General features: G+C 72.4%; 19 protein-coding genes and 1 riboswitch. Of the genes, 5 read left to right on the top strand and 14 right to left on the bottom strand.

Annotated features, from left to right (window positions below):
• Positions 1 to 54 precede the first annotated feature (54 nt).
• Positions 55 to 879, top strand: coding sequence for a hypothetical protein (locus AMK31_RS32325; protein ID WP_073944280.1), 825 nt, complete (start codon positions 55 to 57; stop codon positions 877 to 879).
• A gap of 273 nt (positions 880 to 1152) precedes the next feature.
• Here the strand turns inward: AMK31_RS32325 and AMK31_RS32320 are convergent, their stop codons facing one another.
• Together AMK31_RS32320 and AMK31_RS32315 are read right to left on the bottom strand one after the other, a co-directional pair.
• Positions 1153 to 2763: a DHA2 family efflux MFS transporter permease subunit gene (locus AMK31_RS32320; protein WP_073944279.1), complete on the bottom strand. Its 1611-nt coding sequence runs from the start codon at positions 2761 to 2763 to the stop codon at positions 1153 to 1155.
• Between the two features lie 241 nt (positions 2764 to 3004).
• Positions 3005 to 3613: a flavin reductase family protein gene (locus AMK31_RS32315; protein WP_241842807.1), complete on the bottom strand. Its 609-nt coding sequence runs from the start codon at positions 3611 to 3613 to the stop codon at positions 3005 to 3007.
• 149 nt (positions 3614 to 3762) lie between these two features.
• On the opposite strand from AMK31_RS32315, the gene AMK31_RS32310 reads away from it, so the two are divergent.
• Positions 3763 to 4476, top strand: a complete 714-nt coding sequence (locus tag AMK31_RS32310) for an ArsR/SmtB family transcription factor (protein ID WP_073944277.1) — start codon at positions 3763 to 3765, stop codon at positions 4474 to 4476.
• Between the two features lie 622 nt (positions 4477 to 5098).
• Here AMK31_RS32310 and AMK31_RS32305 read toward each other — a convergent pair.
• On the bottom strand, positions 5099 to 6292 hold the full coding sequence (locus AMK31_RS32305) for an MBL fold metallo-hydrolase (protein ID WP_073944276.1): 1194 nt from the start codon (positions 6290 to 6292) through the stop codon (positions 5099 to 5101).
• Between the two features lie 167 nt (positions 6293 to 6459).
• On the opposite strand from AMK31_RS32305, the gene AMK31_RS32300 reads away from it, so the two are divergent.
• Together AMK31_RS32300 and AMK31_RS32295 are read left to right on the top strand one after the other, a co-directional pair.
• Positions 6460 to 7638: a glutamate dehydrogenase gene (locus tag AMK31_RS32300; protein ID WP_073944275.1), complete on the top strand. Its 1179-nt coding sequence runs from the start codon at positions 6460 to 6462 to the stop codon at positions 7636 to 7638.
• Between the two features lie 41 nt (positions 7639 to 7679).
• Positions 7680 to 8279: a TetR/AcrR family transcriptional regulator gene (locus tag AMK31_RS32295; RefSeq protein ID WP_198948615.1), complete on the top strand. Its 600-nt coding sequence runs from the start codon at positions 7680 to 7682 to the stop codon at positions 8277 to 8279.
• Between the two features lie 79 nt (positions 8280 to 8358).
• Here the strand turns inward: AMK31_RS32295 and AMK31_RS32290 are convergent, their stop codons facing one another.
• The 3 genes from AMK31_RS32290 to AMK31_RS32280 all read right to left on the bottom strand — a co-directional run bounded on the left by AMK31_RS32290 (position 8359) and on the right by AMK31_RS32280 (position 11216).
• Positions 8359 to 9144: an SGNH/GDSL hydrolase family protein gene (locus tag AMK31_RS32290; RefSeq protein ID WP_073944273.1), complete on the bottom strand. Its 786-nt coding sequence runs from the start codon at positions 9142 to 9144 to the stop codon at positions 8359 to 8361.
• Between the two features lie 111 nt (positions 9145 to 9255).
• Entirely contained in the window at positions 9256 to 9984 is a 729-nt protein-coding gene (locus tag AMK31_RS32285) for a DUF6250 domain-containing protein (RefSeq protein ID WP_073944272.1), read from the bottom strand.
• Between the two features lie 245 nt (positions 9985 to 10229).
• Entirely contained in the window at positions 10230 to 11216 is a 987-nt protein-coding gene (locus AMK31_RS32280; protein WP_073944271.1) for a M23 family metallopeptidase, read from the bottom strand.
• Positions 11217 to 11220: 4 nt separating this feature from the next.
• Positions 11221 to 11378, bottom strand: a riboswitch (cyclic di-AMP (ydaO/yuaA leader).
• Between the two features lie 478 nt (positions 11379 to 11856).
• On the opposite strand from AMK31_RS32280, the gene AMK31_RS32275 reads away from it, so the two are divergent.
• Positions 11857 to 12654, top strand: coding sequence for a tyrosine-protein phosphatase (locus AMK31_RS32275; protein ID WP_073944270.1), 798 nt, complete (start codon positions 11857 to 11859; stop codon positions 12652 to 12654).
• A gap of 56 nt (positions 12655 to 12710) precedes the next feature.
• On the opposite strand, the gene AMK31_RS39335 is transcribed toward AMK31_RS32275, so the two are convergent.
• The 8 genes from AMK31_RS39335 to shc form a co-directional block, all read right to left on the bottom strand.
• A complete protein-coding gene (locus AMK31_RS39335) occupies positions 12711 to 12830 on the bottom strand; it encodes a DUF6126 family protein (RefSeq protein ID WP_079187024.1) in 120 nt (39 codons plus the stop codon).
• The gene (locus tag AMK31_RS32270; RefSeq protein ID WP_073944269.1) at positions 12827 to 13459 is read right to left on the bottom strand and encodes a helix-turn-helix domain-containing protein; all 633 of its coding nucleotides are present in this window, start codon (positions 13457 to 13459) and stop codon (positions 12827 to 12829) included. The genes AMK31_RS39335 and AMK31_RS32270 overlap by 4 nt, the downstream gene beginning before the upstream one ends.
• Before the next feature lie 106 nt (positions 13460 to 13565).
• Complete coding sequence (locus AMK31_RS32265) at positions 13566 to 14993, bottom strand: aspartate aminotransferase family protein (protein WP_073944268.1); 1428 nt, start codon at positions 14991 to 14993, stop codon at positions 13566 to 13568.
• Positions 14990 to 16972 carry a 1-deoxy-D-xylulose-5-phosphate synthase gene (gene dxs / locus AMK31_RS32260; RefSeq protein ID WP_079187023.1) on the bottom strand — a complete coding sequence of 661 codons (1983 nt, stop codon included), beginning with the start codon at positions 16970 to 16972 and terminating at the stop codon, positions 14990 to 14992. The genes AMK31_RS32265 and dxs overlap by 4 nt, the downstream gene beginning before the upstream one ends.
• Positions 16973 to 16999: 27 nt before the next feature.
• Positions 17000 to 18157 (bottom strand): flavodoxin-dependent (E)-4-hydroxy-3-methylbut-2-enyl-diphosphate synthase, encoded by a 1158-nt coding sequence (ispG, locus tag AMK31_RS32255; protein ID WP_073944267.1) that lies wholly within the window; start codon positions 18155 to 18157, stop codon positions 17000 to 17002.
• Positions 18158 to 18161: 4 nt separating this feature from the next.
• Positions 18162 to 19184 carry an adenosyl-hopene transferase HpnH gene (hpnH, locus tag AMK31_RS32250; protein WP_073944266.1) on the bottom strand — a complete coding sequence of 341 codons (1023 nt, stop codon included), beginning with the start codon at positions 19182 to 19184 and terminating at the stop codon, positions 18162 to 18164.
• 5 nt (positions 19185 to 19189) lie between these two features.
• Positions 19190 to 19831, bottom strand: coding sequence for a phosphorylase family protein (locus AMK31_RS32245; RefSeq protein WP_073944265.1), 642 nt, complete (start codon positions 19829 to 19831; stop codon positions 19190 to 19192).
• Positions 19831 to 21849, bottom strand: coding sequence for a squalene--hopene cyclase (gene shc, locus AMK31_RS32240; RefSeq protein WP_073944264.1), 2019 nt, complete (start codon positions 21847 to 21849; stop codon positions 19831 to 19833). Before shc ends, AMK31_RS32245 begins: the two co-directional genes overlap by 1 nt.
• Positions 21850 to 21874 lie beyond the last annotated feature (25 nt).

Below are 21874 nucleotides of genomic sequence, written 5' to 3'. Positions count from 1 at the left end.
GTGGCGGGACATCATGAGAGGAAGGCTCGTCGGCGAACAGGGGGCCGAGACGGCATGGCGGGTGGCAAGGCGTGCTTCGACGACATCTACGACCAGGCTGATCCACGGGCGTACTTCACGCGGCTGGCCCCGCTGGGGTACGAGATCCCGCACCACGCCCAGCCGGTCTTCCGGCGGGTGGCCGCCGAGCGGGCCGCGCTGGACGACGGCCTGCCCGGCGTTCCGGCCGTACTGGACGTGTGCTGTTCGTACGGCATCAACGCGGCGCTGCTCAACCACGACGTGACCCTGGCGGAGCTGTACGAGCACTACCTGTCCCCGGCGGCCCGGGACCTGCCGACCTCCGGCCTCGCCGCCTGGGACAAGGAGTTCTACGCCGAGCGCCGCCGCCCCGACGCGCTGCCGGTGTACGGCCTGGACATCTCGGCGCCGGCCGTGCGCTACGCGCGGGAGGTGGGCCTGCTGGATGCCGCCTTCACCGACGACCTGGAGCGCTCCGATCCCGGCCCCGAGCTGGGCCGTGCGCTCGCCGACGTGGGGCTGGTCACCATCACCGGTGGCAGCAGCTACATCACGGAGCGGACCTTCGCCCGCCTGCTGGACGGCGCGCGGCGCCCGGTGTGGGTGAGCGCGTTCGTGCTGCGGACCGTGTCCTACGACCCCGTCGTGCGCGCTCTCGCCGACCGCGGCCTGAGCACCACACCCGACACGGCCCGCACCTATCCGCAGCGTCGGTTCACCGACGAGCGGGAGCAGGGCTTCGCGGTCGACGCGGTACGGGCCCTCGGCGGCGACCCGACGGGCCGGGAGGAGGCCGGGCGGTTCCACAGCGTGCGGTACGAGTCCCGTCCCGGGGTGCCGGGGCGGGCGGTGGCGTAGGCGTGCCCGCAGGCAGGGCTGGTGTCCAGCGGTGTGGCGCCCGCGGCGGGGCTTGCCGCGGGCGCCCAGGCGTTCGCCCGGTGGCCGCCGACTGGACGATGTGGAGCGTCGGCTCCTCGGGCCTGATCAGCCCCTGTCGCAACGCGGCCGGCACCGTGGCGAGCGCGGTCGCCACCCCCCGAGCCGCTGGTCGTCGCTCGTTCGCCGGCGCCATGTCCCAGTCGGCGTTCGAGGTCTGCCCAGGGGCCGTGGCACAGGGCTGTAGGCCCACGGTCAGTCCTCGGTGGCCTGCGTCCCCGTCGGGGCGGCGGACCGGCCGCGGACGCCGAGCGCCGCGATCACCGCGCCGGCGACCGTGAGGACGCCGGTCACCAGGACGGCGGTGTGCACGCCGTTCATGAAGGCGGTGTGGCTGCCCTCGACGACCGCGTGGGCCACGCGGGCCGGCATGTCGTCGGAGACCGGTGCGATGCCCATCGCGACGGCGTCCTTGGCCTCGCCGAGTCCGTGGGCGAGGGGGCCGGGGACGCCCGCGTCGGTCAGGGCCCCGGGGAGCGTGGCGCCGACGCGGCCGCTGATGAGGGAGACGAGCACGGAGGTGCCCAGCGCGCCGCCGATCTGGAGCGCGGTGGCCTGCAGGCCGCCCGCGACGCCGCCGTCCCGGACCGGCGCGTTGCCGACGATGGCCGCGGAGGAGGCGGACATCACCATGCCGACGCCGAGACCGAGGGCGATGAAGGGCGGCCACATGGTGGCGTACGAGGAGTCGGCGCTCCAGGTGAGCATGGTGAAGGCCGCGGCTGCCTGGAGGACCATGCCGAGCGGCATGGTGAGCCGGGGACCGAACCGCTCGGTCAGCTGGGCGCCGAGCGGGGAGGCGACCACGGAGGCCAGACTCAGCGGCAGGGTGCGGACGCCGGCCTCGACGGGCGTGTAGCCGCGCATGTTCTGCAGGTAGAGCATGACGAAGAAGATCACGCCGAGCAGGACGAAGAAGTTCAGCGCGGTGACGGCCGTGCCGACGGTCAGCGCCGGGTTGCGGAACAGCCGCATCGGCAGCAGCGGGTGCGCGACGCGGGTCTCGTACCAGGCGAAGACCAGGAGAATCACCACGCCCGCGGCGATGGCGCCCAGGGTGCCGGCCGAAGTCCAGCCCCACGTCTCGCCCTTGACGACGCCGAAGACGACGGCGAGCAGGCCGGCCGCGAGCAGGACGACCCCGGCGAGGTCGAACCTCTCCCGCGCGGCGGCCGAGTTCTTGCTCTGCGGCAGGACGAGGGCGCTGAACGCGAGCGCGGCGACGCCGATGGGCGCGTTGATGTAGAAGACGGACTCCCAGTCGACGTGCTGGACGAGCAGACCGCCGACGATGGGGCCGAGGGCGGTGGAGACCGAGGAGACCATGCCCCAGATGCCGACCGCCATGCCGAACTTCCGCGGCGGGAACACGGCCCGCAGCAGGGCGAGGGTGTTGGGCATCAGCAGGGCGCCGAAGAAGCCCTGTACGGCCCGGAAGGCGATGACACCCTCGATCGAGCCGGCGAGCCCGATGGCGACGGACGCGAGGGTGAAGCCGGCGACGCCGATCAGGTAGAAGGTGCGCCGCCCGAAGCGGTCGCCCAGCTTGCCGCCGAGGATGAGCGCGGCCGCGAGGGCGAGGAGGTAGGAGTTGGTCACCCACTGCAGGTCGGCGGTGCCGGCGTTCAGGTCCCGGCCGATCTCCGGGTTGGCGATGGAGACGACGGAGCCGTCGAGCCCGACCATGAACAGGCCGAAGGCGACGGCGATCAGCGTCAGCCAGGGGTTGTCGCGCCGGCCGCGCGGCGCCGCCGTGGGTGGAGCCTGCCGGGGCGCGGCGGCGGCGTGCGGGGTGAGGGAGGGCATGGGTGTGCCAGTCCTTGTCGTATGCGTCGTGTGTCGTGGGAGCGTGGGTGCGTGGTTGGCCGAGAGCGCGGCCGGACCGGGAAAAAGGCACCGCCGACCGGTGCGGTCAGTCGGCGGTGCGCGGGCGCCGGTGCGGCGTGTCGAGCGCGCTCAGGGTGGAGCCGAGGGCGTCCAGAGCACCGTCGGTCAGAGCGGGCATGCCCCCCACCGTAGCTACGGACACATACCTATGTCAACATACCTAACGTGGGCGTGCGGCGAGCCTGGCGGTCTCCGAGCGGAAGCCGTGGCCGACCTCCGGGGTGAGACCGTGGTAGTGCCGGAAGTTGTAGATGAGCGGGCTCCAGATCGCGGGGTCGACGTGATGCGTGCCCGGCACGACGACGCGCTCCGCCGCGTGGACGCGCAGCACCTCGCACTCGACGCTGAGGAAGAGCCCGTCCCCGCCGGGGGTCAGCGCGCGGACCCGCGCCTCCAGCTGGAGGGCGCACTCGGCGACCCTCGGCGGCGCCACGAGGTCCGAGCCGACGGGGGTGAGCCCGGCGGCGGCGAACTTGTCCGGCTCGTGGCGGTACACCGCCCGCTTGCTCTCCGGCACCGGGTCGGCGCCGGTGAGCGGTGCCAGGCGCTCCACCCGGTCCCACAGTTCCGGCGAGGCGACGTTGACCACCAGTTCGGGGCGCGCGGCGAGATTGCGCGCGGTGTGGCTCTCGCTGCCCAGCCCGAGGACGAGGTACTGCCCCAGCGCCCAAGCGGAGGAGATCGGCGCGAGGTTGGCGGTGCCGTCCTCGTTCTCGGTGGCCAGCAGGACCACGGGGGTTCCGAAGTAGAGGATGCTCGGCTGGATCACTCGATGGGTGCCGGCGTGCGTATCAGGCTGGACACCGGTATGCGTATCGGTCGTCACGGTCTTCGCGGTCTTCGCGGTCTTCATGCCGTAGGACGCTAGAGGCGCGACGTTTCGGCGCCCGTCGAAGTATCGCCCGCCACAATGGCGGGGTGACCAGCCCCGATGCCCACGCCGAGGAACCGGACCTCGCCTCCCTGGCGGCGCTGCTGGCCGACCGGACCCGCGCCGCCTTCTGCCTGGCCCTGCTCGACGGGCGGGCCTGGACGGCGACGGAACTGGCCCGGCTGGCCGGTGTCGCGCCCTCCACGGCCACCAGCCACCTCAACCGGCTGGTGGCCGGCGGCCTGCTCACCGAGACGCGCCAGGGCCGGCACCGCCATGTACGCCTCGCCGACACCCGGGTCGCCGAGATGATCGAGGCACTGGCGGCCCTGTCCCCGCAGCGGCTCGTCCCGGTCCGCTCACTCGTCGCCGCCCGCCGGCAACGGGCCGTGGCCTTCGCCCGTGTCTGCTACGACCACCTCGGCGGCTCCCTGTCCGTGGCGATCACCGATGCCATGACCGAACGGGGGCTGCTGGACTGGGAGTTCGGCCCCGCCCTCACCACCTCGGGCGTGGCCTGGCTGGCGGAGACGGGCATCGCCGCCGGGGAGACGGCACCGCATGTGCGTACCTGTCTGGACTGGACCGAGCGGCGCCCGCACCTGGCGGGAGCGGTGGCCGCGAGCGTGTTCCGGCACGCGCTGCGGGAGTCCTGGCTGACCCCGGCCGAGAACTCCCGCGTCGTCCGCGTCACAGACCGGGGCCGCGAAGCGTTCCGACGTCACCTGAACCTCACGGACGAGTCCCTGAACGCCGGTTGAGCGGCGAGGGCGACCGGCCTGGGACCTGTCCGGCACGGTGGGCTGCGCCACGCCACCGGTCTGGGGCCTGTCCCGCGCAGTGGGTCGCGCCACGCCACCGGTCGGAGGCGTGTCCGGCAGGGTGAGTTGCGCCCACGCCACCGGTCGGGGGCGAGTCCGGCAGGGTGAGTTGCGCCCACGCCACCGGTCGGGGGCGAGTCCCACGCGGTAGGTCGCGCCAGGCCACCGCTCGGGGCGAGTCCCACGCGGTAGGCCCCACCACGCCACCCGTCTCGGGCGACTCCCACGCGGTAGGCCCCACCACGCCACCGGTCTCGGGCGACTCCCACGCGGTAGGCCCCACCACGCCACCGGTCTCGGGCGACTCCCACGCGGTAGGCCCCACCACGCCACCGGTCTCGGGCGACTCCCACGCGGTAGGCCCCACCACGCCACCGGTCTCGGGCGACTCCCACGCGGTGGGCCGCACCACGCCCCGGATCGGGCCGCCCCTCGGCGATCAGCCCGGCGACCGGCGGCCGAGTTCTCCCACGTCGAGGCCGCCGAGAGACGGGAGGGCGGGCACCATGGCGCCCGGCGTCGCCTCAAGGCCGGGGGCGCGGCATCGCCCCCCCGGCCGACGTCAGCGCTCGCCCGCGAGGTCCAGATCCCTCGGCTCCGGGTCGGCGACGGCCTCCACGGCCCTCGGTCGCCGCCACGGACGGGGGATCGGGCGGGACACCGGCCGCCACCACGCGTCGGCCGGCAGCTTCCCGGCGGGTTCGAAGGGCTCACCGGGACGCGGCAGGGCGACCGCCTGCCCGGCCTCCTCCGCGGCGTCCTTGGTCCACTCCCCCGGCTCCGCCCAGGGGTGCGGCGCCAGGTTGAAGGTGCCCCAGTGGATGGGCAGCAGCACCCCGCCCGGAACACCGCCCTGGAGGTCGAGATGGGCCCGCACGCCCTCCTCGGGCGTCATGTGGATGTCGGTCCAGAACTCGCTGTAGGCCCCGATCTGGATCATCGTCGCGTCGAAGGGGCCGTGGGCGGCGCCGATGTGCCGGAAGCCGTCGAAGTAGCCGGTGTCGCCGCTGTGGAATATCCGGTGCCGCTCACCGGCGACCGACCAGGACGCCCACAGGGTGTGCTGGCCGTTGCGCAGGCCGCGCCCGCAGAAGTGGCGGGCGGGCGTGGCGGTGAGGGTGAGGCCGCCGACCCGGGTGGCCTCGTGCCAGTCCAGTTCGCGCAACCGGTCCGGGGACACGCCCCACGCCTCCAGGTGGGCGCCCACGCCGAGGGGTACGGCGAAGAGGGTGTCCGTGCCGGCCAGCGCCTTGATCGTGGGCAGGTCCAGGTGGTCGTAGTGGTCGTGGGAGATGACGACGACGTCGACCGGGCCGAGTGCCGCCAGCGGGAGCGGCACGGGGTGGAGCCGGCGCGGGCCGGCGAAGGCGAACGGGGAGCAGCGCTCGCCCCAGACGGGGTCGAAGAGCACCCGCTGTCCGTCGATCTCGGCGAGGACGCTGGAGTGGCCCATCCAGGTCAGCCGCAGGCCGGTGGCGGGCGGTGCGGCGATGTCGGCGAGGGTGGTGGCGTGCACCGGGATCCCGCCCTGGGGGGCGCGGCGGGCGCGGGCCTCCTTGTCGAAGTACACCTTCGCGAAATCGAGGGCCGAGCCGGAGGGCCGGGTCCGGGAGGGGCCACCGGGGTTCTGGAAGACGCCGTCCTTGAAGTGGGGCGATCTGCGGATCCGCGCCAGGCGCTCACCACTGGGGTCCGCGCCGAAGGCCTCGGGCTGCAGCGCGCTGAGCCCGGAGCTCAGGGATCGGGGACCGGCCACGGTACCTCCAGGTGGAGTCGGTGAGGCATCCATTATGGTCCGCCCCACCGACAGTCCGCCCCGGAGGGCTCCGCGGGGCGGCCGGCCGGTGCCGTCGCGCGCGTTGACACCTCGCCGGGACCGTCCCGATACTGACTCACCGTTCAGTAAGATCCGAGGAGTCCCGCATGACCGCCCCGTTGCTGTCGCTCACCTGGACCGACCACGTCACCGGCCGCCACGGCTATCTCGTCGTCGACCGGCTGGTGCGCGGGGTCTCCAGCGGCGGCCTGCGGATGCGCGCCGGCTGCACGCTGGACGAGGTCGCCGGGCTGGCCCGCGGGATGACCATGAAGGAGGCCCTGCACTACGACCCGCGCAGCCGGTACGTCCCCCTCGGCGGCGCCAAGGGCGGCATCGACTGCGATCCGCGCGACCCGGCGGCGTACGGGCTGCTGGTGCGCTACCTGCGGGCCGTACGGCCGTACGTCGAGTGTTTCTGGACCACCGGCGAGGACCTCGGGCTGACGCAGGACCTGGTGGACCGGGCCGCCGCCGAGGCGGGCCTCGTCTCCTCCGTCCAGGCCGTCTACCCCCTGCTCGACGACGAGAGCGCCGCGCGCAGGAGGCTCGCGGACGCGTTCGCCGTCGAGGTGGACGGCATCGGGCTCGACGCGCTGGTGGGCGGCTGCGGGGTCGCCGAGTCGGTACTGACCGCCCTGGACCGGGCCGGGGTGCCGTACGCGGGCACGCGGGTCGCCGTCCAGGGCTTCGGCACCATGGGCGGCGCCACCGCCCGCTTCCTCGCCCGCGCGGGACTCACCGTGGTGGCCGTCGCCGACGTCGAGGGCGTCATAGCCGACCCGGCGGGCCTGGACGTCGAGGCGCTGCTCGCCGCGCGGGACGCGTTCGGCACCGTGGACCGCTCCGCGCTGCGTCCCGGCGACCGCGAACTGCCCGGCGAGGCCTGGCTGTCGGCCGACGCGGAGGTACTGGTCCCGGCGGCCGTCTCGTACGCGGTCGGCCTCGGGAACCAGCACCGGATCACCGCCCGCTGGATCGCCGAGGCCGCGAACATGCCCGTCGTGCCGGAGGCGGAGGAGGCGCTGACCGCGCGTGGCGTGACCGTGCTGCCCGACGTCGTCGTCAACTCCGGGACGAACGCCTGGTGGTGGTGGACCCTCTTCGGCGACATCGGGGCGGACGCGGACGAGGCGCTGGCCCACACCCGCCGTGCGATGCGCGCCCTGACCGACCGGATGCTGGCGCGCGCGGAGGCCGACGGGACGACCCCGCGGGCCGCCGCGCACGCCCTCGCCGAGGAGCGGCTGCCGGTGATCGCCGAGCGCTTCGGCTGGTACCGGTGACGGACGGCCGGTGAACCGCCCGCGCCCATTAGGGTGACCGCGTGGCAAGAGTGCGGTTGAGCGTGGCGGAGCGGCGTGAGGAGTTGCTGCGCGCCGCGGTGGAGCAGATCGAGGCGCGGGGCGTGACGGCGGTCCGCATCGCCGACGTGGCCTCGGTCCTCGGGGTGAGCAACGCGCTGGTGCTCTATCACTTCTCGACGAAGGAGAAGCTGGTCTCGGCCGCGTTCGCGTACGCCGCCGAGGACGATCTCGCGCGTCTGCGCGGACTGCTCGGCCGCCGCACCACGGCGCTGCGCCGGCTCCGCGCGGCCGTGCGCTGGTACGCGCCCACCGGTCAGGCCAAGGGGTGGCGGCTGTGGATCGAGGGCTGGTCGGCCGCGCTGCGCGAGCCCGCCCTGCGGGAGGTCACCCGCGACCTCGACCGGCAGTGGAAGGCAGCCCTGACCGAGGTGATCGCCGAGGGGGTCACGGCGGGCGAGTTCGAGTGCCCGGACCCCGCCGGCACCGCCCTGCGCCTCACCGCCCTGCTCGACGGACTCGCCGTACAGCTCACCTCGTACGGCGGCACCGTCTCGCGCGCGCGGGCCCAGCAGTGGGTGGACGAGGCCCTGGCCCGGGAGCTGGGGCTGCCGCAGGAGTAGGGCGGGCCGCACGGGCACCCTCGGGCGCCCGTGCCCCGGCGATTCGGCGCTTGGCGACCCCGCCGCGGTGCCCCGGCGCTCAAGCCACCGCCGCGATCCGCATCTTGATGTCGTCCGGCGACAGGGTGCCCTTGGCGGTGATGTGGTCGCCGGAGGACTCCCCGCGCAGGCGGCGGCCGATCCACGGCACCAGGTACTCGCGCGCCCAGTGCACGTCGTCCCGCCGGACCTCCAGGGTGCCGCGGGGCGGCAGCGGCGGCCACGGCTGCTCGGGATCGGCGGGGACGGGCAGGCCCAGCGCCTGGCCGGCGCGCAGCGCCACCCGGGTGTGGCCCTCGGGTGAGAGGTGGAGCCGGTCGTCGTCCCAGGCCCGGCGGTCCTGGACGGACCTCAGGGACCACAGGTCGAGCACGGGGCAGCCGTAGCGGTCGGCCACGGCCCGGACGTGCCCGTTGTACGTCGCGATCTTGCCGCGCAGATGCTTGAGCAGCGGCACGCGCCGGGTGTCGAACCCGGTGGTGACCAGTACGGTGCCCGCGGCGGCGGTCAGCGCGGCGACTGCCCGCTCGAACCGCTCGGCGACCTCGTCGGGGTCGGTGCCGGGCCGGATGATGTCGTTGCCGCCGGCGCAGAAGGAGACCAGGTCCGGCGCGAGTTCGACGGCCTGCGGCACCTGGTCTGCCACGATCTGGTCGAGCAGCTTTCCGCGCACGGCGAGGTTGGTGTACCGGAAGTCGCCCTCGGGCCGCCGGTCCGCGAGCAGGACCGCGAGCCGGTCGGCCCAGCCCACGAACGCCCCGTCGGGGCCGGGGTCGCCGACGCCCTCGGTGAAGCTGTCCCCCACCGCCACGTACGACCCGATCACTGATCTGCTGTCATTCTTCGAATCGTCTGCCACGTCGGACCATGATTCACCTTTGAATGTGACCTACGCGACCGTAAGCAGGGGTTGACGGGCGGTGAGATAAGCCACTCTTCAAGGATTGGTCAACTGAGGAATAAGGCGCCACACGCGGAAGTCGCTGATCCGGAAATGGCTCCACACCGTACGGAAGGCGAAGTGCCCCTCGGTGTACGGCTCCGGGTCGGTGTGGTCGAAGACGAGCCGCCCGTTGTTCCACCACTGGACGGCCGGCCCGGCGGAGACGATCCGAACCCGGTTCGGCTCGCCGGGCACCAGCAGCGGCTCGGTGTAGTCGTGGATCAGCGGACGCACCCCGGCCTCGCCGACGTACCGGCGCAGCCGGGTCGTGGTGTTGCCGTTGGCGCCGTAGCCGACGTAGTACGTCCGGAGGTGGTCGTACTCGGGGAGCGCGCCACCGCGCGGGGTGGCGAACAGGTCGTGCGGGGACCGGACGTCGGTGGCGTTCCAGAAGTTGTTCAGGTCCGACACCCGGTCGTTGGGACCGCCGGCGGCGACGGGGGTGGCGGTGTACTCGATGACGTACGGGCCTTGGAGCCGCCGCTTGAACCACACCGTCGCCCCGCTGGGCACGTCGATGTCCAGCACCCCGCGTGAGGCGGTGACGGTGCCTCCGTCCTGGAGTTCGGTGACCCACTGCCGCAGGCCGTGGCGGAAGTCGTCGCGGGCGACGAGGCGTCGGCGCGGGTGGCGGGGCGCGGCCTGCGCGGGGCCCGCCGGGGCGAGGGCGGTGAGGGCGGCACCGGCCGCCAGGGCTCCGAAAGCTCTGCGGGTGGTGGGCACGGGGGACGGCTCCTTCGGATGGGAAGCACTCGGCGAGCACGTTAGAAAGCGCTTGCCGTCTGTCGTGGATCACTGTGTCCTCCCGGCCCCGCCCCTGTCGAGACCCCGGGCCCCGCCGCCACACGGCCGCCATGAACCGGCCACGAACCCGCGGTACGGCAACACCGAAGGCCGGACCCGGGGATCGGGGTCCGGCCTTCGGTGGCTCGTGGCGCCGGGTCAGGGACCGGCGTGGGCGGGTGGCGTCAGAGCGCGACACCCTTCGAGCGGAGGTAGGACAGCGGGTCGATGTCCGAGCCGTAGTTCGGCGTGGTGCGGATCTCGAAGTGCAGGTGCGGGCCGGTCGAGTTGCCGGTCGAACCCGACAGACCGACCTGCTGGCCCGCGGTCACGGACTGCCCGGCCGACACGGAGAGGGAGGACAGGTGGGCGTACTGGGCGTAGTAGCCGTCGGCGAGCTTGATGACGACCTGGTTGCCGTACGCGCCGGCCCAGCCGGAGGAGACGACGGTGCCCGAGCCGACGGCCTTGAGGGGGGTGCCGGTCGAGACGACGAAGTCGACGCCGGTGTGGTAGCCGCTGGACCACATGCTGCCCGCCACCTTGTAGGCGGTGCCGACGCCCGCACCGGACACCGGGGCGACGTGGCTGGCGGCGGGGGCGGCCTGGGGCGCCGCCTGAGCCGCCTGGGCGGCGGTGGACGCGTTCGAGGACGGCGACTCGGCCGGCTTCGAGGCCTCGGCCGGCTTCGAGGCCTCGGCCGGCTTCGACGCCTCGGACGACTGCGAAGACTGGGTGGACCGCGACGGCTTGGCGGCCTCGGAGGACGAGGAGTCGGCGGAGCCCGCCGTGGCCTTGCCGCCGATCGAGAGCTTCAGGCCGGGGTGGATCAGCGAGGGGTCCTCGCCGACGGCCGCGCGGTTGTCGGCGTAGAGCTTCTTCCAGCCGCCCTCGACGTTCTGGTCGTCGGCGATCTTCGACAGATAGTCGCCGGACTTCACGGTGTAGGTGCGCGAACCGGAGTTGTTCTCGGCGGCCTTCGTCCCGGCCGTCTGCTGGACCGAGGCGACCGACTGGACGGCCTTTTCGGAAACCGACTGGGGGGTGGCCGCGTGAGCGCCGGCGGCTCCCATCAGAGGGAGGGCGAGCGCGGCGCCGCCGGTTCCGGCGACGGCGATGGAACGGGTGAGACGAAGGGTCTTCGGACGGCGGTGCTTACCCTTGGCAGGCATGGCGAATTCCTCTCCGGCGCCTGCGAGGTGAGCTGTCGGGTGCGGACTGGAGATGCCCGGCCACGCCGAGGCGTGGCTGTACCCCGAGCCGTTCCGGGAACCGGAACAGGCGGTCGTACCTGTGGGTCCCCCGCTCCTGCCGTGGACGGGTGAGTTTGCGCGGGCACCGAGCAGCGGCAGGATTCGGCGTTCCGCTCGGATCGGTGTGGAACGTAAGCGAGCAAGACGCACCAGGACAAGCGAAAGGTTGCCCGCGCGCGCTTTTCGATCTTTTCGGACACGGAATTACCGGTCACCCTCCGTCGATTACCGGGCCGCCCGTTTATCCAAAAGCCCTTGAAAAACGCATGAATTACGTGGACATGACGGGCGACCCACCGTCACGGATATGACGCTCCTCACGTGACATCCCTCCAGAACTCTTTACTCCAGAGCGAGTTACAACGAAGGTTCCAATTCGGACAGTTCACCCAGATGCGACGGATTCGGAGAAGCGCGGCATTCGCACCCGTGGACAACGCCTCCCCTGGTCGGGTATCCCGCCTGTGGACGACTTCATTGCCTCAGGAATCCATGTCGTATGGTCGGACGCGTGCCCGTAGGCGAACAGCGCGGACGGGTCCGACTGGGAGGAGCCCACGTGACGCAGCAGGTCCCGTCGACCGAGCCCGAACTGGCCGGAGTGCGCAACTTCCGTGACGTGGGCGGTCTGCCGACCGTCGACGGACGCCGGGTGCGGCACGGCGTGCTCTACCGCAGCGGCCACCTCGCGCACGCGACCGCCGAGGACGCGGTGTTCCTGTCCTCCCTGGGCCTGCACACGATCTTCGACTTCCGCAACGCGGCGGACCAGAAGCTGGAGGGCCCGGACGTCGAGCTGCCGGGCGTGCGCAACGTGAACCTGCCGCTGTCCGACCCGGCCGACGGCGCCGAGTTCTGGAAGATGGTGCGCGACGGCGACCTGGACCAGCTGCGGGAGCTGCTGGCCGACGGCAAGGCGGCCGGCCGGATGATCGCCTCGTACCGCATGATCATCAAGCAGCGCACCGCGGAGCACTCCCGGGTCCTGCACGCGCTCGCCGAGGACAGCGTGCCCGCGCTGATGCACTGCGCGGCGGGCAAGGACCGAGCGGGGCTGTCGATCGCCGTGACGCTGCTCGCGCTGGGCGTCGAGCGCGAGGCGATCATCGCCGACTACCTGGAGTCCAACGCCAAGCACCGGCGCTACAAGGTGCACCGCAGCAGCAGCTCCGCCGCGGCCTACTCCCCCGAGGTCATGGAGCTGCTCAGCCCGCTCTTCGACGCCCGCGCGGAGTACCTGTCGGCGGCGTTCGACACCATCGAGGAGACCTGGGGCGGTGTCGACCCCTACCTGGAGCAGGGGCTGAAGGTCACCCCGGCGGTCCGGGAGCGGCTGCGGGAGCGGCTGCTCGACTGAGGCCGGTCACGGCCGCACGGCTGTTCCGTCGGCCGTTTCGCCGGTCGCCCGGCCGGCTACTTCGACCCGACGGCGAACAGCAGATAGAGGAAAGCGGCGAAGGCGTGCCCCGCCGCCACGTAGATGAACAGCCGCACCCAGATCTGGCGCTCGTTCTTCTTCTGGACTCCGCTCATGGCGTCTCTCCGGTGACATGGGTGGTGGGGCCGAGGCACAGCGCGGCCGTCGGGCTCTGCAGCAGGGTGTGGACGAAGAGCAGGTCGACCCCGTCCGGGGCCTCCGCGGCGATGCGGTGCGGGGTCAGCGAGTCGAAGTGCGCGCTGTCGCCCGGTCCGAGGCGGTGGACGGTGTCGCCGAGGCGCAGCCGCAGCCGCCCCTTGAGGACGTACAGCCACTCCTCGCCGGGGTGCACCCGCACGATGTCGCCCTGGGAGCCGTGCGGCACGTGCACGCGCAGCGCCTGCATGCCGCGTCCGGGCGAGCCGGCCTGCCAGTAGGTCCAGCCGCCCGCCGCGGTCGGTTCCATGTCGGCGGCGCGCACCACGGCGTCCCGGCCGGCGACCGTCTCGCCGAGCAGTTCCGAGACCGTCGTACCGTAGACACGGGCGAGGGCGAGCAGCATCGGCAGTGACGGCTGGCGCTGCCCGGTCTCGAGGCGGGACAGATGGGCCGGCGACAGCCCGGCCTCGCGGGCCGCCGCCTCCAGCGTCAGGGAGGCCCGGCGGCGCAGGGCGCGCAGCTGCGGGGCCATGGTCGACAGGTCACCGGCGGGCTCGGGGCCCGGCTCGGCGGCGGAGGAGCTCATGGCTCCATTGAGCCCGACTCTTGCCTGTGAGGCAATTTCTTTGCCCCACAGGCAAAACAGTCGGGAGCCTTGTCCCGTCCGCCGTCCCCCGTCTCCTGTCCCCCGGCTACCGGTTCGCCACCGCCTGCTTCATCAGCGTCTTCCCGAAGTCCCACACCAGCCCGCCGCCGCTGTGCGCGTCGTCCATCACGGCGGTGAAGGCGTCCATGAACCGGTCCACCTCCCGCTCCCCGATGACGAGCGGCGGAATCAGCTTGATCACTTCCAGGTGGTCGCCGGAGACCTGGGTGAGGATCCGGTGCCGCTGCAGCAGCGGCACCACCACCATCTGCGCGAACAGGCCCTTGCGGGCCGCCTGCAGCATGGTCCAGTGGCCGCGCAGCTTCAGCGAGCGGGGCCGGCCGAACTCGATGCCGATCATCAGGCCCCGGCCGCGTACGTCGGCCAGCAGCTCGTACTTGTCGATCAGGGCGGTGAGCCGGGCCTTGAGCAGCTCGCCGGTGCGGCGGACACCGGCGACGATCTGCTCGTTCTCCATGACCGACAGCACGGCCAGGCCCGCCGCCATGGCCTGGGCGTTGGACCCGAAGCTCGCCGAGTGGACCAGCACCCGGTCCATCGAGGAGTACACCTTCTTGAAGATCCAGTCCTTGCCCAGGGTGGCGCCCACCGGCACATAGCCGCCGGACAGCGCCTTGGCCACGCACACCAGGTCCGGTTCGACGCCCTCCTCGTGCTGGTAGGCGTAGAAGTCGCCGGTGCGGCCGAGTCCGGTCTGCACCTCGTCCGCGATGAGCAGGGCCTTGTGCCGGTGCAGCAGCTCCTGGGCGGCGCGCAGATAGCCGGGCGGGGCCTCGTGCACGCCCTTGCCCTGGATCGGCTCGACGATCAGGGCGGCGACGTCGCCCTTCTTCAGCTCCCGGGCCAGCGCGTCCAGGTCGCCGAGCGGTACGGCCGTGTCCGGCAGCAGCGGGGCGAAGCCGTCCCGGAAGCCGGACTCGCCGTTCACGGACAGCGAGCCGGTGGTCAGCCCGTGGAAGGCGTGCGCGCAGTACAGGATCCTCGGTCGGCCCGTGACGTACCGCGCGAACTTCAGCGCCGTCTCCACCGCCTCCGTGCCGCTGTTGCCGAAGAACACCCGGTCCAGGTGCGGGCTGTGCGCGAGCAGCCGCTCGGCCAGCAGCCCGGGCAGCGGCTGGCAGTCGAACCGGGTGAGGTCGGCGAGGTCCGCGTCGAGGACGTCGTGCAGCGCCTTGCGGACGACGGGGTGGTGGCGGCCCAGGCCCATCACCCCGAACCCGGCGAGCATGTCGAGGTAGTCGGCGCCGTCCGAGTCCCAGAAGTACGCGCCCTCGGCCCGCTCGTAGACCTTGTCGAAGCCGATGGTGTGCAGCATGCGCGGCAACTGGTGGTTCAGGTACCGGGCGTGCAGCTCGTAACGTTCGGCTCCGCGCTCGGCCAGCAGCGCCCTCAGGTCGAACTCCCCGCCGGGCGCCGGCTCCGGCGGCTGGGACGCGGATTCCGCGGTGGTCATACGTGGCTCTCCTCGGACGGCTCGTCGTCGGCGGCGGGGTGCCGCGCCGGGGGGTGCGGGGCCGTGGCGGGCGTCGACGTGGCGTCGTCCGCCGCCCCTCGCGCCCGCTCCGCCCGTACCGCCAGGCTCGCGCCGATCCGGCCCGCGATCTCCACCGGCGTCAGCCCGATGTCGGCCAGCACCTCGCCGCGTTTGGCGTGCGCGAGGAACTGCTCGGGGATGCCGAACCGCCGTACCGGCACGTCCACCTCGGCGTCGCCCAGCGCGAGCGCGACCGCCGCGCCGACCCCGGCCGCGCGGCTGTTGTCCTCGACGACGGCCACCAGCCGGTGCCGGGCGGCGAGGCCGGGCAGCTCCGGGTCGACGGGTTTGACCCAGCGGGGGTCGACGACCGTGCAGCCGATGCCGCGTGCCTGAAGCAGTTCGGCCGCCTGGAGGCACGTCGACGCCATCACCCCGACGGCGACCAGCAGCACCTGGGGTCCGGGGCCGCGGTGCAGGACGTCGATGCCGCCGACCCGGTCCACCGCGGGGATGTCCGGCCCCACCGACTCCTTCGGGAAGCGCACCAGCGTCGGCGCGTCATCGACGGCGACCGCCTCCCGCAGCTGGATCCGCAGCTGGTCGGCGTCGCGCGGCGCGGCGATCCTGAGGCCCGGCACGACCTGGAGGATCGACATGTCCCACATGCCGTTGTGCGAGGCGCCGTCGACGCCGGTCACCCCGGCCCGGTCCAGCACGAAGGTCACGCCGCAGCGGTGCAGCGCCACGTCCATCAGCAACTGGTCGAAGGCCCGGTTGAGGAAGGTGGCGTAGACGGCGACGACCGGGTGCAGCCCGCCGGTCGCGAGTCCGGCCGCGGAGACCGCGGCGTGCTGCTCGGCGATGCCGACGTCCCACACCCGGTCCGGGAACCGCTCGGCGAACCTCCCGAGCCCCACCGGGTGCAGCATGGCCGCCGTGATCGCCACGACGTCCTCGCGTTCCTCCCCGATCCGCACGATCTCGTCGCCGAACACCGAGGTCCAGGAGGGCCCGCCTGCGGGGCTCAGGGGCGCGCAGGTCAGCGGGTCCATGACGCCGACGGTGTGGAAGTGGTCCTCCTCGTGCGCGAGGGCGGGCTCGTAGCCGCGCCCCTTCTCGGTGAGGACGTGCACGAGCACCGGCCCGTGGAAGCGCTTGGCGCGCCGCAGCGCCGACTCGACGGCCTTGATGTCGTGTCCGTCGATCGGGCCGACGTACTTCAGGCCCAGGTCCTCGAACATGCCCTGCGGCGCGAAGGCGTCCTTGAAGCCCTTCTTGGCGCCGTGCAGGGCCTCGTAGAGCGGATGGCCCACGACCGGTGTGCGCAGCAGCACGTCCTTGCCCCAGGCGAGCGCCTTCTCGTAGCCGTCGGTGGTGCGCAGGGTGGCGAGGTGGTTGGCGAGGCCGCCGATGGTCGGCGCGTAGGAGCGCTCGTTGTCGTTGACGACGATGATCAGCGGGCGGTCCTTGGCGGCGGCGATGTTGTTCAGCGCCTCCCAGGCCATGCCGCCGGTGAGCGCCCCGTCGCCGACGACCGCGACGACGTGGCCCTTCTCCCCCTGCACCCGGCGTGCCTTGGCGAGCCCGTCGGCCCAGCCGAGCGCCGTGGAGGCGTGGCTGTTCTCGATGACGTCGTGCTCGGACTCCTCCCGCGAGGGGTAGCCGGACAGGCCGCCCTTGCCGCGCAGCTTGGAGAAGTCCTGCCGGCCGGTCAGGAGTTTGTGCACGTAGCTCTGGTGGCCGGTGTCCCACAGGATGCGGTCGACCGGTGACTCGAAGACCCGGTGCAGGGCGATGGTCAGTTCCACCACGCCCAGGTTGGGACCGAGGTGGCCGCCGGTCCTGGCGACCGCGTGCACCAGGAAGTCCCTGATCTCCTCGGACAGTTCGCGCAAGTGCGTCTCGGACAGCGCCTTCAGGTCGCGTGGTCCCCGGATGCTCTCCAGAATCGTCACGCTCGGGCCCCCTTCGGTCCGTGCTGTTCAGCTCACGGTGACGGCCGGCTCCCCCGGGGCGACGCCGTCCTGTTCCATCTGCTCGGCGATCTTCATCGCCTCCTCGATCAGGGTCTCCACGATCTTCGACTCGGGGACGGTCTTGACGACCTCGCCCTTGACGAAGATCTGGCCCTTGCCGTTGCCGGAGGCGACGCCCAGGTCGGCCTCGCGGGCCTCGCCGGGCCCGTTCACCACGCAGCCCATGACGGCGACGCGCAGGGGCACCTCCATGCCCTCCAGCCCGGCGGTGACCTCGTCTGCCAGCTTGTAGACGTCGACTTGAGCGCGGCCACAGGACGGGCAGGAGACGATCTCCAGCCGCCGCTGCCGCAGGTTCAGGGACTCCAGGATCTGGATGCCGACCTTGACCTCCTCGGCGGGCGGGGCGCTCAGCGACACCCGGATCGTGTCGCCGATGCCCTGGGAGAGCAGGGCGCCGAAGGCGACGGCCGACTTGATGGTGCCCTGGAACGCCGGGCCCGCCTCCGTCACACCGAGGTGCAGCGGGTAGTCGCACCGGGCGGCGAGCTGCCGGTAGGCCTCGATCATCACGACCGGGTCGTTGTGCTTGACCGAGATCTTGATGTCGCGGAAGTCGTGCTCCTCGAACAGCGACGCCTCCCACAGCGCCGACTCGACCAGCGCCTCCGGGGTGGCCTTGCCGTACTTCTGGAGCAGCCGCCGGTCCAGCGAGCCCGCGTTGACGCCGATGCGGATCGGAGTGCCGTGGTCCTTCGCGGCCCGCGCGATCTCCTTCACCCGGTCGTCGAACTGTTTGATGTTGCCGGGGTTCACGCGGACCGCGGCGCAGCCGGCCTCGATGGCCGCGAAGACGTACTTCGGCTGGAAGTGGATGTCGGCGATGACCGGGATCTGCGACTTGCGGGCGATGGTCGCGAGGGCGTCGGCGTCGTCCTGGGTGGGGCAGGCGACCCGAACGATCTGGCAGCCGGAGGCGGTCAGCTCGGCGATCTGCTGGAGGGTGGCGCCGATGTCCGACGTACGGGTCGTCGTCATCGACTGCACCGACACGGGGGCGCCGCCCCCCACCGCTACCGGCCCGACGTGGATCCGCCGCGACGGGCGGCGCTCGGCGAGCGGCCGGACCGGCACCTCGGGGACGCCCAGGGGAACGGCGGTCATGACGTCACTCCCGGTTTCCGGAGGCCGTGTCGCGCATCGCCCGCAGGGACTCCTTGAGGGAGCCCATGGTGGCGAGGACGGCGGTCGGCTCGTAGCCGCAGTGCGCCATGCAGTTCGCGCACCGCGGGTCCTTGCCGCGGCCGTACTTGTCCCAGTCGGTCTTCTCGATGAGTTCGCGGTACGTCGGCACATAGCCGTCGCTCATCAGGTAGCAGGGCCGCTGCCAGCCGAAGAGCGAGTAGTTGGGGATCGCCCACGCGGTGCACGGGAAGTCGACCTTGCCCTCCAGGAAGTCCAGGAAGAGCGGGGAGTGGTTGAGCCGCCAGCGGCGCCGATTGCCGCCCGCGAAGGCCTTCCTGAACAGCTCGCGGGTCTGCTCCACGCCGAGGAAGTGCTCCTGGTCGGGCGCCTTCTCGTAGGCGTACGCCGGCGAGATCATCATCTCGTCGACCTTCAGGTCGTCGTTGAGGAAGTTCAGCACCTCGACGACGGTCTGCGGGGTGTCGGTGTTGAAGAACGTGGAGTTGGTGGTGACCCGGAAGCCGCGCCGCTTGGCCTCCTTGATCGCCTCGACGGCCTCGTCGAACACGCCCTCCTTGGCGACGGACTCGTCGTGCCGCTCGCGCAGGCCGTCGATGTGCACGGCGAAGGCGAAGTAGGGGGACGGGGTGAACTTGTCCATCTTCTTGCGCAGCAGCATCGCGTTGGTGCACAGGAAGACGTATTTCCGCTTGGCCGTCAACTGGCGCACGATCTCGTCGATCTGAGGGTGCATCAGCGGCTCGCCGCCGGCGATCGAGACCATCGGCGCGCCGGACTCCAGCACCGCCCCCACGGCCTGCGCGACCGGCATGCGCTGCTTGAGCACCCCCGCGGGATGCTGGATCTTGCCGCAGCCCTCGCACTTCAGGTTGCAGGCGAAGAGGGGTTCCAGTTCGACGATGAGCGGAAACTTGTCGCGCCGGCGGAGCTTTTGTTCAGCCAAGTATGTAGCGACCTTGATGGACTGGCGCAGCGGCATGGCCATCGGGCTCACCTCCTGGGGAGCAGAACATTGCGGTGCCATTCAAAGAAAGCGGGAAGGATGGAACGTAGGACGCGGAAAGCCGATATTCCACCGCGCACCGTGCCGATACGGACGAGTTCATGTTCAGGAGCGTCCACGACCACCCGGACGGCCGCAACCGGGCGCTCGCCCGCGCGCACGGCGCTCAGGAGCGTGGCCGCCGACTCCATGTCGACCGCGATCGCGCCGGTCGCCAGCAGATCTGCGCGCTCCAGGCCGCGGACCACGTGATCGGAGCCGGTGAGGGGCCCGGTGTGGACGGTGCGGCCGGGCACGGCCCGCACGAGTTCCTTGACCAGCAGCTCGGTGCCCACGCACGGGGTACCGCCGCGCGGGTCCCGGGTCTCCTCGGCGACGACCAGGTCGCCGGGGTGCATGCCGGGGGCGAGCCCCGCGCAGAACCCGGTGGCGAGCACGACGGCGCCGGCGAGCGCCGGGTCGGCCAGCACCCGGGTGACCGAGCGTTCGGCGGCCCTGGGGCCCATGCCGGTGCGCAGCACGGTGACGGGCCCGTCCGCGCCGCTCCGGTCCCCCAGGCGCAGGGCCAGGTGTTCGATGCCGAGCGCGCAGGCGATCAGCAGCGGGGCCGGAGCGGGCCGTACGGTCATCAGCTCCCCTTGGCCTCGGCGAGCGGCCTGGCCGCCCTGCCGCCGGAGAAGGGCTCGCCGTGCACGTACCGGCCGAGCGCGGTGAGCGGGAAGACCTGCCGGTAGAGGTGGTAGTTGATGGAGAAGTCCCAGGGGAAGCCGGTGCCGGTGAAGTACGGCTCGTCCCAGGAGCCGTCCTCCCGCTGGGTCGCCGTGAGCCATTCGATGCCGCGTTCGACGGCCTTGGAGTGCCGCTGCCCCGCCGCCAGCAGGGCCATCAGCGCCCACGCCGTCTGGGAGGCGGTGGAGGCGCCCCGGCCGCTCCACGCCTCGACGTCCTTGTAGGAGCGCAGGTCCTCGCCCCAGCCGCCGTCGTCGTTCTGCACCCGCTCCAGCCAGGCGACGGCCCGCCGGATCGCCGGGTGCGCGGTGGACAGGCCGGCCGCGACCAGGGCCGGGACCACCGATCCGGTGCCGTAGACGTAGTTGACGCCCCAGCGTCCGAACCAGGAGCCGTCCGGCTCCTGTGCGGCGAGCAGCCAGTCGATGCCGCGCCGGGTGCGCGGGTCGTGGGACAGGCCCTCGACGGCCAGCATCTCCACGACGTGCGCGGTGACGTCGGCCGAGGGCGGGTCGATGACCTCGCCGAAGTCGCAGAACGGCAGCCGGTTGGGGAAGGGGCTGGTGTTGTCGACGTCGAAGGCGCCCCAGGCGCCGTTCCTCGACTGCATCCCGAGGTTCCAGCGCACCCCGCGGCCGATCGCCCGCTCCACCCGCTCCGGTTCCGGGTGCCTGACCCGGCGCAGCGCGAGGACCACCTCGGCGGTGTCGTCGATGTCGGGGTAGTTGTCGTTGTGGAACTCGAACGCCCAGCCGCCCGGCGGGAGTTGCGGCCGGCGCACCGCCCAGTCGCCGCGGCGGACGATCTCCTCGCCCAGCATCCAGTCGGCGGCCTTCACCAGCCGCGGGTGGTCGGCGGGGAGCCCGGCGTCGACCAGGGCGATCGTGGCGAGGCAGGTGTCCCACACCGGGGACTGGCAGGCCTCGATCATCCGGGCGCCGTCCTCCCGCCAGACGGCGAAACGGTCCAGCGAGGCCAGGCCCTCACGCATCACCGGGTGCTGGAGGTCGTAGCCGAGCAGGTGCAGCGCGATGATCGAGTACACGGCGGGCGGCTGGATGCCGCCCCAGCAGCCGTCGTTCTCCTGCCGCTCGATGATCCAGCGGGCGGCGGTGTTCATGGCGGCCCGGCGCAACCGTTTCGGCACCACCCGGCGCAGGGCGTGCAGGCCCTTGTCCAGCCGCTGGAAGGCGCCGTCCCAGGTGGTCGCCGGGGCGAGGGGCCGGGGCGGGTTCGGGCGGGCCGGGTCGGTGTGCAGTTCGTCCAGCGGGAAGGGAGCGGGGCGGACCGGCCGCTTCGCGGAGACGACGGTGAGCGGGACGATGGTCTGCCGGGCCCAGCACCCGAAGTCGTAGATGTTGAGCGGCACCCATGACGGGAACCAGATCAGCTCGGGCGGCAGTTCGGGCAGGTCCTCCCACTTCCACCAGCCGAACAGGGCCAGCCAGATCCGGGTGAAGACCCGGGAGGCGGCGATCCCGCCCCGCTCGCGGATCCACGCGGAGGCCTTCGCCATGTGCGGCGCGTCCGGGGCGTCCCCGGCCAGCCGCAGCGCGACGTACGCCTCGATGGTGGTGGAGAGTTCGCCGGGCCCGCCGTGGAAGGTGGCCCAGGTGCCGTCCTCGCGCTGCTCGCCCCTGATGAAGAGGGCCGCGGCCCGGGTGGTCCGCTCGTCGCGGATGCCCAGGAACTGGCGGAGCAGCAGGTCCTCGGCGTCCATCGTGACGTTGGTCTCCAGGTCGCCCTTCCACCAGCCCTCGGCGTCCTGCCGGGACAGCAGGAAGTCGGTGGCGCGCAAGGTGGCGCGTACGGCGGCTTCGTGCACCCCGGCCGCCGCGGGGGTCTCGGTGTCGGTTTCGCTGGCCGCGGCAGCGCGGGACGGCAGGGCCCCGGTGCTTCCGTCGGTCGTCGCTGTCATGGCTTCCCCTTCGTGCAGTCCTGCT

It is taken from the genome of Streptomyces sp. TSRI0107 (assembly GCF_001905845.1).
Classification (GTDB): domain Bacteria; phylum Actinomycetota; class Actinomycetes; order Streptomycetales; family Streptomycetaceae; genus Streptomyces.
Note: the sequence above shows the minus strand (reverse complement) of the source record. Positions and strands in the feature narration are given on the sequence as shown.